We start from the raw sequence: 16,766 nt of genomic DNA, 5'->3' as shown, positions 1-16,766 counted from the left end.
TCAGAAGTGAAACGCAGCTGCGACGATGGTAGTGTAGCATTCGCTATGCGAGAGTAGTTCACCGCCAGGCTCCCAATTAAGTAAACAAGCCCGTCTCGAAAGAGTCGGGCTTTTTGCTTTGCGCTTCACCAATCACATCATTACAATGATGGCATTCGCATTAACCGGCTTAATCATGCGCACTTTAACTAATATATCTGCTGTTCCTTATTCTACTTTTCGTTTTGATGTCACATTAAGCACTGTTCATGAGTTTAACTCTGTCAGTGAATTGCATAGCTTTACTGCTAAAACTGCGCCTGTAGTGCTGGGGGAAGGCAGTAATACTATTTTTTTGCAGGATCTTACTGCACCGGTCTGTCGGTTTGTCGCAGAAAGCAAAACGCTTACTGAACTGGGTGCAGACCATGTTTTAGTGCACGTTGAAGCCGGTCATAGCTGGCATCAGTTGGTTAGCTGGGCGGTTGAACAACAGCTGTGGGGTATAGAAAATCTGGCATTTATTCCGGGTTCTGTGGGGGCTGCGCCGGTACAAAATATCGGCGCTTACGGTGTGGAACTTGCCGATAGCTGCTTGTATGTTGATTTTTACCATTGGCAACAGCGTAAAGTGCAGCGTATTGCTGCAGGACGTTGCCAGTTTGGCTACCGTGATAGCGTGTTTAAACATGCCTTAGCAGGCAAAGGCGTTATCGTTGCCGTGGGATTCTGTCTTAGTAAGCAGTCTAATCCTGTGCTTGGCTATAACGGGTTGGATCATCTGCCTGCTGACGCTGCTATCAATACTATATTTGAACAGGTTGTTGCCGTGCGTAGCAGTAAGTTACCGGATCCTGCAGTTTTGGCTAATTGCGGCAGCTTTTTTAAGAACCCGGTTATTGCCTTGCAGCACTATACTGTGCTGAAAAGCAAATATGCGGATATGCCGGGTTTTAGCCAGCCTGACAACACAGTAAAAATTCCTGCTGCCTGGTTAATAGAACAACAAGGCTTCAAAGGTAAGCATTATGGTGAGGTTGGATGCTACAAACTACAACCGCTGGTCATCGTTAACGAGGGCGCAGGCACAGCGGCACAGTTAGAGCAACTTGTAACTGCAGTGCAGCAGCAAGTGCTGTCTGCGTACAATATTCAGTTAGAGGTTGAAGTACGTATGTTAAATGACGCGGGACAACCTGTAAGATGAGTAGAGGCAGTTTAGTTACACAGCGGCAATTGCTGAGTGCACTAAGCTCAGGAAGTTTTCATTCGGGGCAGGTTCTGGCAGAAATGCTGGGCGTAAGCCGCACAGCTGTAGCTAATCACATTAAACAGTTACAGCAATTAGGTTTAGATATCTACAAGGTTAAAGGTCGTGGTTACTGTTTGGTTGAGCAACTGGATTTACTTGATGCTGCCAGAATAAGCCAGTTACGTAAAGCGACTGGTGCTGACATTCTGGTACAACATATAACAGACTCAACCAACACCCAGTTAATGCAAAAAATACAGGATGGATTGGTAACAGAGCCAGGGTACACCATAGTAGCAGAAGCGCAAACTGCAGGCCGTGGCCGGCGTGGCCGTAATTGGTATTCTCCTTTTGCCGCCAGTTTGTACTTTTCGATGTATTGGCGCCTGGAGCAGGGTATTCAAGCCGCTATGGGGTTGAGCCTGGTGGTAGGTATCGCCATAGCAAGGTTGCTCAAACAACAGTATCAGGTTGATGCCAGGGTTAAATGGCCTAATGATGTTTATGTCGATGGTAAAAAGCTGTGCGGTATCCTGGTAGAGCTGGCAGGACAAGCTCACGCCGGCTGCGATGTTATCATTGGTATTGGTATGAATATTCGTCTGCCGCAGCAAGCTTTACACAGTATAGATCAGCAGTATATCGACTTAACCGGAGCCGCTGAAAAAGTGATTGATCGCAATCAGTTGGTAGCCTTGTTACAACAACAACTCATAACGTTGCTGGCAGACTTCACGCAACAGGGTTTTACTGGTTTTGTTGATGAGTTTGACCAGTACAATCAATATCGCAACAAAGCAATAAGGCTTATCGGTAAGGAAGAGATAACAGGTATTTGCATCGGAGTGGATAAGCAAGGAGCCTTGTTGGTAAAAACTGCGGCAGGAGTACAGGCGTACTTTGGCGGTGAGCTTAGTTTGCGTGCGGGAGAGTAGCATGTATTTATTGCTGGATATTGGTAATACCCGTGAGAAGGCCGCGTTGGTTAAACACGGCAAAGTAACCGCTTTACCACAGCTAGCACCCGATAATTTGGCTAAATTGCCGATAAAAGCCGTGTATTTCGCTAGTGTTGCATCACAAGAAAAGGTGGCAGTAATTAAGCAGTTGCTGGGTTTGGATCATCTGCCCTGGCGTCAGGTACATGCGGAAGCTCAGGCTTATGGTGTGCGTAGCAGTTATCAACAGCCTCAGACGCTGGGTGTCGACCGCTGGTTGGCGATGTTAGGTGGGCAGTTATTGTTTCCGGCAAAAAATGTGCTAATCGTTGATGCAGGAACAGCGGTAACGGTCGATTGGCTGAATAAAGATGGCCAGCACGGCGGCGGTTGGATTATCCCAGGCCTGAAAATGCAGCAGCAGGCAGTGGTAAAAAATACCGCCAAAGTATTTAATTCCGAAATGTTTAACGGCCGGCTGGAACCGGGGCAGGATACGGTAACAGGCTTGCAAAATGGCTGCTTAGCTGCGGTTTTAGGTGCGATTAAACAAGCATGGCAGCTAACACCTTGCGACAAGCTATTCCTTACCGGCGGCGACGCTAAGTTTCTCAAACCTTATCTCACAGATGTGCCACTTGTTGTAGAACCTTTGCTTATTTTCCATGGACTGGCACGTTATATTGATATGTAAACGCAGATTTGCGCACTTAATGAGCGCTTAAGCGGGAAATTCTCGCTTTTTTGGTTTTTTCTGTTGCACGCTTTCGGTCATTACACTAGAATTCGCACCCACTGACGTAGTGCCGCTTTAGCTCAGTTGGTAGAGCAACTGACTTGTAATCAGTAGGTCATCCGTTCGACTCGGATAAGCGGCACCATTAGTATTGTGGAGGGGTTCCCGAGTGGCCAAAGGGATCAGACTGTAAATCTGCCGGCACTGCCTTCGAAGGTTCGAATCCTTCCCCCTCCACCATTTTCGTCAGGCGAATAGCTACGAGTAGGCCGCGGGCATCGTATAATGGCTATTACCTCAGCCTTCCAAGCTGAAGATGCGGGTTCGATTCCCGCTGCCCGCTCCAATCAAAAAGTTGCTGATATAGCTCAGGCGGTAGAGCGCATCCTTGGTAAGGATGAGGTCCCCAGTTCGATTCTGGGTATCAGCACCATCTTGACTCCTCTCTTGCTATAAAAATACCAACTTAATTAAATAACCGCCGTTTGTTAAAAAGGGTCTATTCATGGCTAAGGCTAAATTTGAACGAGTAAAACCGCACGTAAACGTAGGCACCATTGGTCACGTTGACCACGGTAAAACTACCTTAACTGCAGCAATCACCAACGTACTGGCTAAGACATACGGCGGTCAGGCATTTGCATTCGACCAGATTGACAAAGCGCCAGAAGAAAAAGCACGTGGTATCACAATCAACACGTCACACGTTGAGTATGACACGCCAACACGTCACTACGCACACGTAGACTGCCCAGGCCACGCTGACTATGTTAAAAACATGATCACTGGTGCTGCTCAGATGGACGGCGCGATTCTGGTAGTAGCGGCGACAGACGGCCCGATGCCACAAACACGTGAGCACATCCTGTTGTCACGTCAGGTAGGCGTACCTTACATCATCGTGTTCATGAACAAGTGTGACATGGTAGATGACGAAGAGCTGTTAGAGCTGGTAGAAATGGAAGTGCGTGAGCTTCTTTCAGACTACGACTTCCCGGGTGATGACTTACCAGTAATTCGTGGTTCAGCGCTGAAAGGCCTGGAAGGCGATGCAGAGTGGGAAAAGAAAATCATCGAGTTGGGTGAAGCGTTAGATACGTACATCCCAGAGCCGGTACGTGCTATTGATAAGCCGTTCATCATGCCAATTGAAGACGTATTCTCAATTGCTGGTCGTGGTACTGTAGTAACAGGCCGTGTAGAGCAGGGTATTGTAAAAGTTGGTGAGACAGTAGAAATCGTAGGTATCAAAGACACTGTAGCGACGACGTGTACAGGTGTTGAGATGTTCCGTAAGCTGTTAGACGAAGGTCGTGCAGGCGAGAACATTGGTGCGTTGTTACGTGGTACTAAGCGTGAAGACGTAGAACGTGGTCAGGTACTTGCTAAGCCAGGTTCAATCAAGCCACACACTAAGTTCGAAGGCGAAGTGTACGTATTGTCAAAAGAAGAAGGTGGTCGTCATACACCATTCTTCAAAGGCTATCGTCCACAGTTCTACTTCCGTACCACAGACGTAACTGGCGCAGTTGAATTGCCAGAAGGCGTAGAGATGGTAATGCCAGGCGACAACCTGAAGTTTGTTGTTGAACTGATTTGCCCAATCGCGATGGACGAAGGTTTACGCTTCGCAATCCGTGAAGGCGGCCGTACAGTTGGTGCTGGTGTAGTATCAAAAATCATCGCTTAATTAAGTGATTGATGAAAAAGGCTCCGTTGGGGCCTTTTTTGTTTCCAATGCAAAACGCTCAAAACAAAAAGCACGTTAAAAATGCCGCAATACTCTACGGTATGCTTGTGTTAGTAACTTAAGACAGTATAATGAGCGGCTATTTGAAAACCCGACTAAATGTTAGGTTTACAACCTTGTAGGGGCATAGTTCCAATTGGTAGAACAGCGGTCTCCAAAACCGATGGTTGGGGGTTCGAATCCCTCTGCCCCTGCCAATATTTTTCGGCACAGCGTAAGCTCTGCCGGTAGTGTGTTGCTATAAGCAAGTCTAGGTGAAGTGAGTCAAAGCATGAACGCAGCAAGTGAAACCCCAAAAAGCGGATTTGATGTAATCAAGTGGTTGCTGGTCTTTGTTATTTTGTCACTGGCAGTGGTAGGTAACTATGTCTATGAATTATCAGCGCTTGAGCGTGCAATTGCCATTGTGGTGCTGGTAATTATCGCCGGTGTGGTGGCAGGACAAACCCAAAAAGGCAAAACCTTTATTAACTTTGCTAAAGAGTCTCGTACAGAGGTGCGTAAAGTTGTTTGGCCAACCCGGCAGGAAACTTTGCAAACTACTATCGTCGTCTTGGTAGCAACGTTGATCATGGGCTTATTGCTGTGGGGGCTGGACGCTATATTATTGCGTGTCGTGTCATTTTTAACAGGATTAGGGATATAACCATGGCAGAAAAAATGCGTTGGTATGTGGTGCAAGCTTTCTCTGGCTTCGAGCAACGAGTTGCAACCTCTCTGCGTGAACATATCAGAATTCATCAAATGGAAGAAAAATTTGGTGAAGTATTGGTGCCGACCGAAGAAGTGATCGAAATGCGCGCAGGTCAAAAGCGTAAATCTGAGCGCAAATTTTTTCCGGGTTATGTTCTGGTTCAGATGGAAATGTGTGAAGAAGCATGGCACTTAGTTAAAAGTGTACCTCGCGTGCTTGGTTTTATCGGTGGCACGTCAGATCGTCCAGCACCGATTTCTGAAAAAGAAGCAATGACTATTCTGAATCGCTTACAGGATAACGTTGATAAGCCGAAGCCGAAGACATTGTTTGAAGCCGGTGAAGTGGTTCGTGTTACTGAAGGCCCGTTCGCTGACTTTAATGGCGTTGTTGAAGAAGTTGACTACGAAAAAAGCCGCGTGAAAGTGTCGGTTCTTATTTTCGGTCGTTCTACTCCGGTAGACCTGGAATTTGCTCAGGTCGAGAAAGCCTAATATATAGATTGTAACCGGGCGCTGATTAAAATATAATCTGCGCCCTTTTTAACGTTGGGAAGCCGTTTGAGTAATTGTCCTCGCACTTACGAGGCTACGACCCAGAAACAGAGGTGAAACATGGCAAAGAAAGTCACTGCACTTATTAAACTGCAGGTTAAAGCCGGTATGGCTAACCCGTCGCCACCAGTAGGTCCGGCGCTGGGTCAACACGGTGTGAATATCATGGAATTCTGTAAAGGCTTTAACGCCCGTACAGAAAGTCTTGAGAAAGGCATGCCAATCCCAGTAGTAATTACTGTATATAGCGATCGTTCTTTCACGTTCGAAACCCGTACTCCTCCAGCGTCTTTCTTGTTATTGAAAGCTGCCGGTTTAAAAGGTGGTTCAGGTCGTCCTAACACCCAAAAAGTGGGTAAAATCACTGCAGCTCAGGTTGATGAGATCGTTAAGATCAAGCAGCCAGACTTAACTGCAGCTGATCATGCTGCTGCGGTCCGTACCATCGAAGGTACTGCCCGTTCAATGGGTTTAGTGGTGGAGGGCTAACAGATGGCTAAATTAACAAAACGCGCTAAGTTAATCCGTTCTAAAGTGGATTCTACTCGCGAATACGACATCAACGAAGCAGTTGCACTGTTAAAAGAATTAACAGCTGGCAAATTCGTAGAAAGCGTTGATGTTGCTGTAAATCTGGGTATTGATGCCCGTAAATCTGACCAAAACGTTCGTGGCGCAACTGTATTGCCTCACGGTACTGGTCGTACTGTTCGCGTTGCTGTGTTCACTCAGGGTGCAAACGCTGAAGCTGCTAAAGCTGCTGGTGCTGACATTGTTGGTATGGAAGAGTTAGCTGAACAAGTTAAAAAAGGCGTAATGGATTTCGACGTTGTTATTGCTTCACCAGACGCTATGCGTGTGGTAGGTATGTTAGGTCAAATTTTAGGCCCGCGTGGTTTAATGCCTAACCCTAAAACTGGTACTGTTACACCTAACGTAGCAGAAGCGGTTAAGAATGCAAAAGCGGGTCAGGTACGTTACCGCAACGATAAGAACGGTATTATCCATTCTACTATCGGTAAAATCGATTTTGATGCTGACAAGTTGAAAGAAAACTTAGAAGCATTACTGGTAGCATTAAAGCGTGCTAAGCCATCAGTTGCAAAAGGTGTGTTCATTCAGAAAGTGACCATTTCTTCTACTCATGGTGCAGGTTTAGCATTAAGCCAGGCGTCATTGAACGCTGCAGTTTAAGCTATAACGCTTTACAGGGCGCGTTGATTATTTTATAATCTCGCGCTCAAAAATTAGGGTAGAAGCTGTGTTTTTTCGGAAATAACAGCTTCCGTCCAAGACCGTAGGTGTTGCAATTTTCTATTGAAATGCGCAACTTAAAACAACAAACCTACGCAGACGGTGTAGGCCCCAGAATGAATTAGATTCCTTCTGGTCTCACCGTAAATCGCGCGCTTTATGGCAACATAGAGCGATGTGTAGGCAAACGGGCAATTATGCCCGGATGAACCAGGAGTTAAGAGCCCATGGCTATTAAGCTTGAAGACAAAAAAGCACTTGTTGCTGAAGTCCAGGAAGCTGCCAAAGGTGCTTTATCTGCGGTTGTCGCAGACGCTCGCGGTGTCACTGTAGGCAATATCACTGCGCTGCGTAAGCAAGCGCGTGAAGCTGGCGTATGGATGAAAGTTGTCCGTAATACGCTAGTTCGCCGTGCAGTAGAAGGCACTGAGTTTGAGTGTCTGAAAGACGCATTCGTAGGCCCGACGTTAATTGCATTCTCTAAAGAGCACCCAGGTGCTGCAGCGCGTATCTTTAAAGATTTCGCCAAAGAGAACAAAAACTTCGAGCTGAAAGGTGCAGCTTTTAATGGCGCCACAGTAAACATTGAAGTGTTAGCATCGTTACCAACTTATGACGAAGCTATTGCACGTTTAATGAGCACTATGAAAGAGGCAGCAGCCGGCAAACTTGTACGTACAATTGCCGCGGTTCGCGACCAAAAACAAGAGCAAGCCGCGTAATTTTACGTTTGGTTTGAAGACGAGTTTAATCGGGATACGTCCCCTAATTTAGGAATCTGAGCAATGTCAGTGACTAAAGATCAAATCTTAGATGCTATCGCTGCAATGTCTGTAATGGACGTAGTAGAGTTAGTAACTGCAATGGAAGAAAAGTTCGGTGTGTCTGCAGCTGCTGCTGTAGCTGTTGCTGCAGGTCCTGCTGCTGCTGCTGAAGAGCAAACTGAATTTAACGTAGTATTGGCTGGTATTGGTGCAAACAAAGTTGCTGTTATCAAAGCAGTACGTGGCGCTACCGGTTTAGGCCTGAAAGAAGCGAAAGATTTGGTTGAATCAGCTCCTGCTGCAATCAAAGAAGGCGTTTCAAAAGCAGAAGCAGAAGCTCTTAAGAAAGATCTTGAAGAAGCTGGTGCATCTGTTGAAGTTAAATAATCCGGCTTATACCGGATTATTCGCCTGAGTTTCAGGCTGGGCTGGTGATGAATTAATCACCGGCCTTTTTGCGCTGTGGGACAATGATTTCCCCACCCCTGTTGATACTATGGCTGGTATCAAAAGCGACCTGTAATGGGTTGTTGGGAAAAAAATCAGCAAGCTGAGGAACCCCATGACTTACTCTTATTCTGAGAAGAAACGTATCCGTAAGGACTTCGGCAAACGTCCAGAAGTATTGGATGTGCCATACCTGCTGTCGATCCAGATTGAATCATTCAGCAAATTTATCGAGCCTGATCCGGAAGGAGGTTACGGTTTAGAAGCCGCATTCCGCTCTGTATTCCCTATTAAAAGCTATTCAGGCAGTGCGGAATTGCAGTACGTCAGCTACCGCATCGGGGAACCCGTGTTTGACGTTAAAGAATGTCAGATCCGCGGCGTTACATACTCAGCACCATTACGTGTAAAATTACGCATGGTGTTATTCGACAAAGAAGCACCTGGCACGATCAAAGATATCCGTGAGCAGGAAGTTTATATGGGTGAAATCCCATTGATGACTGAAAACGGTACTTTTGTGATTAACGGTACTGAGCGCGTTATCGTATCTCAGTTACACCGTAGCCCAGGTGTGTTCTTCGATCACGACCGTGGTAAGACCCACTCATCAGGCAAGGTATTGTATAACGCGCGCGTTATTCCTTACCGTGGTTCTTGGTTAGATTTTGAATTCGATGCCAAAGACAACCTGTTTGTACGTATTGACCGTCGTCGTAAACTGCCGGCTACAATACTGTTGCGTGCACTGGAATTAAGTACTGAAGAAATTTTGAGTACTTTCTTTGAAAGCACTCAGTTTGAAATTAAAGATGGCAAACTGCTAATGGCAGTGGTTGCCAATCGTCTGCGTGGTGAAACTGCTGCATTCGATATTAAAGACAACGATGGCGAAGTCATAGTAGAACAAGGCCGTCGTATTACTGCACGCCACGTACGTCAGCTGGAAAAAACCGGCATGACTATGATGGAAGTACCACACGAATATGTGGTAGGCCGTGTGCTGGCAAAGAATTATGCTGACCGTTCAACCGGAGAGATTATTGCCGAGGCGAACGCAGAGCTCACATTGGAGCTGTTAGCAAAACTGGCTAAAGCCGGTTACGAGAGTTTTCAAACTCTGTATATCAACGATTTGGATCAAGGCTCTTATGTCTCTGAAACCATTCGTATCGACCCAAGCAGCAACCGTATGGAAGCGCTGGTAGAAATTTATCGCATGATGCGCCCTGGTGAACCACCAACGCGTGATGCTGCTGAAACCTTATTTGAAAACCTGTTCTTCTCTGAAGACCGTTATGATTTATCAACGGTTGGCCGGATGAAGTTCAACCGTCGGGTTAACTTTGACGAAGGCACCGGTGTCGGTGTACTAAGCAAAGAAGATATTCTTGCGGTTATGAAGGTATTAATTGACATTCGTAACGGTAAAGGTGAAGTGGACGATATCGACCACTTAGGTAACCGCCGTATTCGTAGTGTTGGTGAAATGGCTGAAAACCAATTCCGTGTAGGCTTAGTACGTGTTGAACGTGCAGTGAAAGAGCGTTTGTCGCTAGGCGATTTAGACGCTGTTATGCCTCAGGACTTGATTAATGCTAAACCAATCTCTGCTGCCGTTAAAGAGTTCTTTGGCTCAAGCCAGCTGTCTCAGTTTATGGATCAGAACAACCCGCTATCAGAAGTGACGCATAAGCGTCGTATTTCTGCACTAGGCCCGGGTGGTTTGACACGTGAGCGTGCAGGTTTCGAAGTTCGTGACGTACACCCGACGCACTATGGTCGCGTTTGTCCAATCGAAACGCCTGAAGGTCCGAATATCGGTCTGATCAACTCATTGTCTATGTTTGCCCAAACTAACGAGTATGGTTTCCTTGAAACCCCATATCGTCGTTTGGAAGATGGCGTAGTAACTGATGAAGTCGATTTCCTGTCAGCCATTGAGGAAGGTAATTTCGTTATCGCTCAGGCCAACGCTGAACTGAATGCAGAAAACCGTCTATCTGAAGAATTAGTTCCTTGTCGTTACAAGAACGAATTCACTTTGATGCCGGCTGATCAAGTTCAGTACATGGACGTTGCTCCACAGCAAATCGTTTCTGTTGCTGCTGCACTGATCCCGTTCCTTGAACACGATGATGCTAACCGCGCCTTGATGGGCTCGAACATGCAACGTCAAGCTGTTCCTACATTACGTGCTGATAAGCCGTTAGTAGGTACTGGTATTGAACGTGTTGTGGCAAAAGACTCCGGCGTTACTGTTGTTGCTAAGCGTGGCGGTGTTATTGATTACGTTGATGCTAGTCGTATCGTTATCAAGGTAAATGAAGAAGAGATGGTCGCTGGTGAAGCGGGCATTGATATTTACAACCTGACTAAATACACCCGTTCTAACCAGAACACCTGTATTAACCAGCGTCCTTGCGTTAACCATGGTGAACCTATTGAGCGTGGTGATGTACTGGCTGATGGCCCGTCTACCGATTTAGGTGAACTGGCTCTTGGTCAGAACTTACGGGTGGCATTTATGCCATGGAATGGTTACAACTTCGAAGATTCGATTTTGTTATCAGAGCGTCTGGTACAAGAAGATCGATTAACCACGATTCACATTCAGGAATTAAGCTGTATCGCTCGTGATACTAAGCTTGGACCTGAAGAGATCACTGGTGATATTCCAAACGTGGGCGAGTCTGCGCTGAGCAAGCTGGACGAAGCTGGTATCGTTTATATCGGTGCTGAAGTGAAAGGCGGTGACATTCTGGTTGGTAAAGTAACCCCTAAAGGTGAAAGCCAATTAACACCAGAAGAAAAATTGTTACGCGCAATCTTCGGTGAAAAAGCGTCTGATGTTAAAGATACCTCATTACGTGTACCAAACTCAGTAACCGGTACGGTTATTGATGTTCAAGTATTTACCCGTGATGGTGTAGAGAAAGATAAACGTGCCCGTGAAATCGAGGAAATGGAAGTCAAACAGGCTAAGAAAGACCTGAATGAAGAATTCCGTATTCTTGAAGCCGGTATTTTTGACCGTGCCCGTAACCTGCTGGAGCAAAGCGGTGTTGACCGTGCCAAGCTGGATACCATGAAAGGCGACGCGCTGTTTAATCAAAGCTTAAGCGATGAAGATAAGCAGAACGATCTGGAACAATTGGCGACACAGTACGAAGAAATTCGTATCGAATACGACAAGAAGTTCGAAGCCAAGCGTCGTAAGATTGTGCAAGGTGATGATTTAGCACCTGGCGTACTTAAGATCGTTAAAGTATATCTGGCCGTTAAACGCCGTATACAGCCTGGTGACAAGATGGCGGGTCGTCATGGTAACAAAGGTGTTATCTCAACTATCGTTCCGGTAGAAGATATGCCATATGACGAACACGGCAAGCCAGTTGATATCGTACTGAACCCATTGGGCGTTCCGTCACGTATGAACATCGGTCAGATCCTTGAAACACACTTAGGCTTAGCGGCTCGTGGTATCGGTGATAAAATTGACGCCATGATCAAAGAGCACAAAGAAACAGCGGAAATCCGTAGCTTCTTAAATAAAGTGTATTCACTGGGTGAATCGCGTCAGAACGTTGATATCGAAAGCTTCACTGACGACGAAATTCGTCGTTTAGCCGAGAACCTGCGTAAAGGTTTACCGGTAGCGACTCCAGTGTTCGATGGCGCTAAAGAAAGCGAAATTAAGCAATTGCTTGAGCTAGGTGACTTACCGTCAAGCGGTCAGATAACCTTGTATGATGGCCGTACCGGTAATACCTTTGAACGTAAGGTTACTGTAGGTTACATGTACATGCTTAAACTGAACCACTTAGTAGACGATAAGATGCACGCGCGTTCTACCGGTTCTTACAGCTTAGTAACGCAACAACCGCTGGGTGGTAAAGCACAGTTCGGTGGTCAGCGTTTCGGTGAGATGGAAGTGTGGGCACTTGAAGCATACGGTGCAGCATATACGCTGCAGGAAATGTTGACCGTTAAGTCTGATGACGTTAACGGCCGTACTAAGATGTATAAGAACATCGTAGACGGTGACCACAGAATGGAACCTGGCATGCCAGAATCTTTCAACGTATTAATGAAAGAAATCCGTTCGCTCGGTATTAACATCGAATTGGAAGAGGAATAAACCGACGTTAAGTTGGGGGGCAGCTTGCTGCCCCATTCCGGTTTACCTCTTACAGGAGAGCTAAGGTGAAAGACTTATTAAAGTTTCTGAAACAACAAACTAAAACCGAAGAGTTTGATGTTATCCGTATCGGTTTATCTTCGCCAGACATGATCCGTTCATGGTCATTTGGTGAAGTGAAAAAACCAGAAACAATCAACTATCGTACCTTTAAGCCAGAGCGTGACGGTTTATTTTGCGCCCGTATTTTTGGCCCGGTTAAAGATTACGAATGTTTGTGCGGAAAGTACAAACGCTTAAAGCACCGCGGTGTGATCTGTGAAAAATGTGGCGTTGAAGTGACATTGACTAAAGTACGCCGCGAGCGTATGGGTCACATTGAACTGGCTAGCCCAACAGCACACATCTGGTTCTTGAAGTCACTGCCAAGCCGTATCGGTTTGTTGCTGGACATGACATTACGTGACATCGAGCGCGTATTGTATTTCGAAAGCTATGTTGTGACAGAGCCAGGTATGACGTCTTTAGAACGTCGTCAGATGCTGACCGAAGAAGAATACCTAGACGTGCTGGAAGAGCATGGTGATGAGTTTGAAGCCAAAATGGGTGCAGAAGCAATTCTGGACATATTAAAAGGCATTGAACTGGCGACTGAAATCAAGCAAATGCGTGAAGAGCTGCCAACAATCAACTCTGAAACTAAGCGTAAGAAAATCAGCAAGCGTCTTAAACTGATGGAAGCATTCCACACGTCTGGCAATAAGCCAGAGTGGATGATTATGACAGTACTGCCAGTATTGCCACCGGACTTACGTCCATTGGTACCATTGGACGGCGGTCGTTTTGCGACTTCAGATTTAAACGATTTATACCGTCGCGTTATTAACCGTAACAACCGTCTGAAGCGTCTTTTAGACCTGTCAGCGCCGGATATTATCGTACGTAACGAAAAGCGTATGTTACAAGAAGCCGTAGATGCGTTACTTGACAACGGTCGTCGCGGTCGTGCCATTACAGGCTCGAACAAGCGCCCTCTGAAATCACTTGCTGACATGATTAAAGGTAAGCAAGGTCGTTTCCGTCAGAACTTACTTGGTAAGCGTGTTGACTACTCCGGTCGTTCTGTAATTACCGTAGGTCCTACACTGCGCTTACACCAGTGTGGTTTGCCGAAGAAAATGGCACTTGAACTGTTTAAACCATTTATTTATGGCAAGCTTGAAGCTCGTGGTCTAGCGACGACGATCAAAGCTGCGAAGAAAATGGTTGAGCGAGAAGAAGGCGCAGTATGGGACGTTTTGGATGAAGTTATCCGCGAACACCCGGTACTGTTAAACCGCGCACCAACACTACACCGTTTGGGTATTCAAGCGTTTGAACCTGTGTTAATTGAAGGTAAAGCTATTCAATTACACCCACTGGTGTGTGCGGCTTATAACGCCGACTTCGACGGTGACCAAATGGCGGTACACGTACCGTTAACCATTGAAGCACAGTTAGAAGCTCGTGCATTGATGATGTCGACGAACAACGTCCTTTCACCAGCAAACGGCGAGCCTATTATCGTTCCTTCTCAGGACGTTGTATTAGGTTTGTACTACATGACGCGTGAAGCAATTAATGCTAAAGGCGAAGGCATGATGTTTAAGAGTGCTAAGGAAGCTGAAAAAGCTTTCCGCGCCGATTGTGCCAGCCTGCATGCGAAAGTGAAAGTACGTATTACTGAAGTTGAAATCACGGAAGACGGTACTCGTACTGAAACCACAGCGGTGCGCGACACTACTGTTGGCCGTGCAATTTTGTACTCTATTCTGCCAGAAGGTTTAGCCTTTGATTCAATTAACCTGGCAATGGGTAAAAAGCAAATTTCTAAGCTGTTAAATGGTGCATACCGTCGTATCGGCCTTAAGAAGACTGTTATCCTGGCTGACCAAATCATGTATACCGGTTTCCATTACGCTATGTTATCAGGCGTATCGGTAGGTATTAACGATATGGTTATTCCAGCAGCGAAAACTGACATTATTAATGCGGCAGAAGCTGAAGTCGCCGAAATTCAGGACCAGTTCCAACAGGGTCTTGTTACCGCCGGTGAAAAGTACAACAAAGTTATCGATATCTGGTCAACTGCCAACGAATCACTGTCAAAAGCGATGATGGACAACTTGTCTAAAGAAGACGTAGTTGATCGCGATGGCAATACGGTACAACAGCAGTCATTTAACTCTGTTTACATGATGGCCGACTCTGGCGCACGGGGTTCACCGGCGCAGATCCGTCAGTTAGCCGCTATGCGTGGTCTGATGGCGAAACCAGATGGTTCAATCATCGAAACGCCAATTACGGCGAACTTCCGTGAAGGCTTAAGCGTATTACAATACTTCATCTCAACGCACGGTGCGCGTAAAGGTCTTGCCGATACTGCACTGAAAACCGCTAACTCTGGTTATCTGACACGCCGTTTAGTTGACGTAGCACAAGATTTGGTTGTTACTGAAAGCGACTGTGGTTCAGAGCAAGGCATCGTCATGAAACCACTGATTGAAGGTGGCGACGTGGTAGAAGGTCTACGTGAGCGCGTACTAGGCCGTGTTGTTATTGGCGATGTAGTATCACCAACAAACGGCGATGTGCTGGTAGCTGATGGCACCATGCTTGATGAGCAACTGTGTGACGCGTTAGAGCAGAACTCTATTGACGAAGTCCACGTGCGTTCAGTAATTACCTGTCAGACCGACTTTGGCGTTTGTGCCAAATGTTACGGCCGTGATTTAGCGCGTGGCCACTTGATCAACGCTGGTGAGGCAGTGGGTGTTATTGCTGCTCAATCAATCGGTGAACCAGGTACTCAGTTAACGATGCGTACTTTCCACATCGGTGGTGCGGCATCACGGGCTTCTGCTGAGAACAGCGTTCAGGTTAAAACTGCTGGTACGTTAAAACTGCAAAATGCGAAGTTCGTACGCAATGCAGATAACAAAATTGTTATCACCTCTCGTTCTGCTGAAGTAACAGTATTTGACGAGCTGGGACGTGAGAAAGAGCGTTATAAACTGCCATACGGTTCAATCCTTACGACAGATGACAACGCGAAGATCGCAGCTGGCCAAATCGTGGCCAACTGGGATCCGCATTCACACCCAATTATCGTTGAACGTGGTGCTAAGGTTAATCATAGCGATATCGATGATACCAACACCGAAGTACAGCAAGACGAACTGACGGGCTTAACCCGTACCGTAGTTAAAGATTTGGCCAAAGCAAACGCTAAAGAGCCAAAACTTATTCTAACTATGGATGACGGTGCGTTGCAGGAAATACGTCTACCAAGCTTTACCACCATTGAAGTTACTGATGGTGCTACCGTTAATTCGGGTGAAGTTCTGGCACGTATTCCGCAGGAAAGCTCGAAAACACGGGATATCACCGGTGGTCTGCCACGGGTTGCTGACTTATTCGAAGCGCGTAAACCAAAAGATCCAGCTATTTTGGCGGAAATTTCAGGTGTTATCAGCTTTGGTAAAGAAACAAAAGGCAAGCGTCGTCTGTTAATCACGCCAGATCAGGGTGATGTACATGAAGAGATGATCCAGAAATGGCGTCAGGTCAATGTGTTCGAAGGTGAGCGCATTGAAAAAGGCGAAGTTATTTCGGAAGGCCCAGAGTCAGCACACGATATTCTGCGTTTACGTGGTATCCACCATGTAGCCAGCTATATCACCAACGAAGTACAGGACGTTTACCGTTTACAGGGCGTTAAGATTAACGATAAGCACATTGAAACGATCATTCGTCAGATGCTGCGTAAGTGTTTGATTACTAGCCCTGGTGATAGTGAATTCCTTGAAGGTGAACAGGCTGAAGTAGCACGCGTTAATATCGCCAACCGTGAGCTTGAAGCTGCTGGCAAGATGCCTGCGCAGTATGAGCGATCATTACTGGGTATTACTAAAGCGTCACTGTCGACTGACTCGTTCATCTCGGCTGCATCGTTCCAAGAGACCACTCGCGTTCTAACTGAAGCTGCCGTAGGCGGTAAGATTGATGAACTGCGCGGTCTGAAAGAAAACGTTATTGTTGGCCGTTTGATTCCGGCTGGTACTGGTTTTGCGTATCACCAAAACCGTATCCGTCAGCGTCAACGTGGTGGCAATGCGGAAGTTGTTGAACCGGCAATGAGTTCAGAGATGGCAGAGCAGGCATTGTCTGACGCACTGAACATGGATTTATCGGGCAACGACGAGTAAAGCAAGAAAC

The 16,766-nt window shown here is 46.5% G+C and carries 12 protein-coding genes and 5 tRNA genes; all 17 read left to right on the top strand.

The window, feature by feature from the left end:
• The first annotated feature begins 175 nt into the window (after positions 1 to 175).
• Positions 176 to 1,186: a UDP-N-acetylmuramate dehydrogenase gene (gene murB, locus ORJ00_RS18795; protein ID WP_306127140.1), complete on the top strand. Its 1,011-nt coding sequence runs from the start codon at positions 176 to 178 to the stop codon at positions 1,184 to 1,186.
• Entirely contained in the window at positions 1,183 to 2,166 is a 984-nt protein-coding gene (gene birA, locus ORJ00_RS18790; protein ID WP_305977625.1) for a bifunctional biotin--[acetyl-CoA-carboxylase] ligase/biotin operon repressor BirA, read from the top strand. The genes murB and birA overlap by 4 nt, the downstream gene beginning before the upstream one ends.
• Before the next feature lies 1 nt (position 2,167).
• The gene (locus ORJ00_RS18785) at positions 2,168 to 2,863 is read left to right on the top strand and encodes a type III pantothenate kinase (RefSeq protein WP_306140539.1); all 696 of its coding nucleotides are present in this window, start codon (positions 2,168 to 2,170) and stop codon (positions 2,861 to 2,863) included.
• A 111-nt stretch (positions 2,864 to 2,974) separates the two neighbouring features.
• A tRNA-Thr gene (locus ORJ00_RS18780) sits at positions 2,975 to 3,050 on the top strand.
• A 10-nt stretch (positions 3,051 to 3,060) separates the two neighbouring features.
• A tRNA-Tyr gene (locus ORJ00_RS18775) sits at positions 3,061 to 3,145 on the top strand.
• Between the two features lie 31 nt (positions 3,146 to 3,176).
• Positions 3,177 to 3,251 (top strand) — tRNA-Gly (locus ORJ00_RS18770).
• A gap of 11 nt (positions 3,252 to 3,262) precedes the next feature.
• A tRNA-Thr gene (locus tag ORJ00_RS18765) sits at positions 3,263 to 3,338 on the top strand.
• 72 nt (positions 3,339 to 3,410) lie between these two features.
• On the top strand, positions 3,411 to 4,595 hold the full coding sequence (gene tuf, locus ORJ00_RS18760) for an elongation factor Tu (protein ID WP_027672141.1): 1,185 nt from the start codon (positions 3,411 to 3,413) through the stop codon (positions 4,593 to 4,595).
• Positions 4,596 to 4,775: 180 nt separating this feature from the next.
• Positions 4,776 to 4,852 (top strand) — tRNA-Trp (locus ORJ00_RS18755).
• Between the two features lie 74 nt (positions 4,853 to 4,926).
• Positions 4,927 to 5,301 carry a preprotein translocase subunit SecE gene (secE, locus tag ORJ00_RS18750; protein ID WP_027672425.1) on the top strand — a complete coding sequence of 125 codons (375 nt, stop codon included), beginning with the start codon at positions 4,927 to 4,929 and terminating at the stop codon, positions 5,299 to 5,301.
• 14 nt (positions 5,302 to 5,315) lie between these two features.
• On the top strand, positions 5,316 to 5,843 hold the full coding sequence (gene nusG, locus ORJ00_RS18745; protein WP_370298130.1) for a transcription termination/antitermination protein NusG: 528 nt from the start codon (positions 5,316 to 5,318) through the stop codon (positions 5,841 to 5,843).
• A gap of 120 nt (positions 5,844 to 5,963) precedes the next feature.
• Entirely contained in the window at positions 5,964 to 6,392 is a 429-nt protein-coding gene (gene rplK, locus ORJ00_RS18740; protein WP_027672427.1) for a 50S ribosomal protein L11, read from the top strand.
• Positions 6,393 to 6,395: 3 nt separating this feature from the next.
• Entirely contained in the window at positions 6,396 to 7,097 is a 702-nt protein-coding gene (gene rplA, locus ORJ00_RS18735) for a 50S ribosomal protein L1 (protein ID WP_027672428.1), read from the top strand.
• 287 nt (positions 7,098 to 7,384) lie between these two features.
• Positions 7,385 to 7,879: a 50S ribosomal protein L10 gene (gene rplJ / locus ORJ00_RS18730; protein WP_027672429.1), complete on the top strand. Its 495-nt coding sequence runs from the start codon at positions 7,385 to 7,387 to the stop codon at positions 7,877 to 7,879.
• 63 nt (positions 7,880 to 7,942) lie between these two features.
• On the top strand, positions 7,943 to 8,308 hold the full coding sequence (gene rplL, locus ORJ00_RS18725; protein WP_027672430.1) for a 50S ribosomal protein L7/L12: 366 nt from the start codon (positions 7,943 to 7,945) through the stop codon (positions 8,306 to 8,308).
• A gap of 175 nt (positions 8,309 to 8,483) precedes the next feature.
• Entirely contained in the window at positions 8,484 to 12,509 is a 4,026-nt protein-coding gene (gene rpoB, locus ORJ00_RS18720; protein ID WP_306127128.1) for a DNA-directed RNA polymerase subunit beta, read from the top strand.
• A gap of 65 nt (positions 12,510 to 12,574) precedes the next feature.
• On the top strand, positions 12,575 to 16,756 hold the full coding sequence (gene rpoC / locus ORJ00_RS18715; protein ID WP_027672432.1) for a DNA-directed RNA polymerase subunit beta': 4,182 nt from the start codon (positions 12,575 to 12,577) through the stop codon (positions 16,754 to 16,756).
• Positions 16,757 to 16,766: the final 10 nt, after the last annotated feature.

This window comes from Rheinheimera baltica (genome assembly GCF_030731985.1).
In the GTDB taxonomy this organism is placed as follows: Bacteria; Pseudomonadota; Gammaproteobacteria; order Enterobacterales; family Alteromonadaceae; genus Alishewanella; species Alishewanella baltica.
The sequence above is the reverse complement of the archived record's forward strand: the minus strand, read 5'-3'. Positions and strand labels throughout refer to the sequence as shown.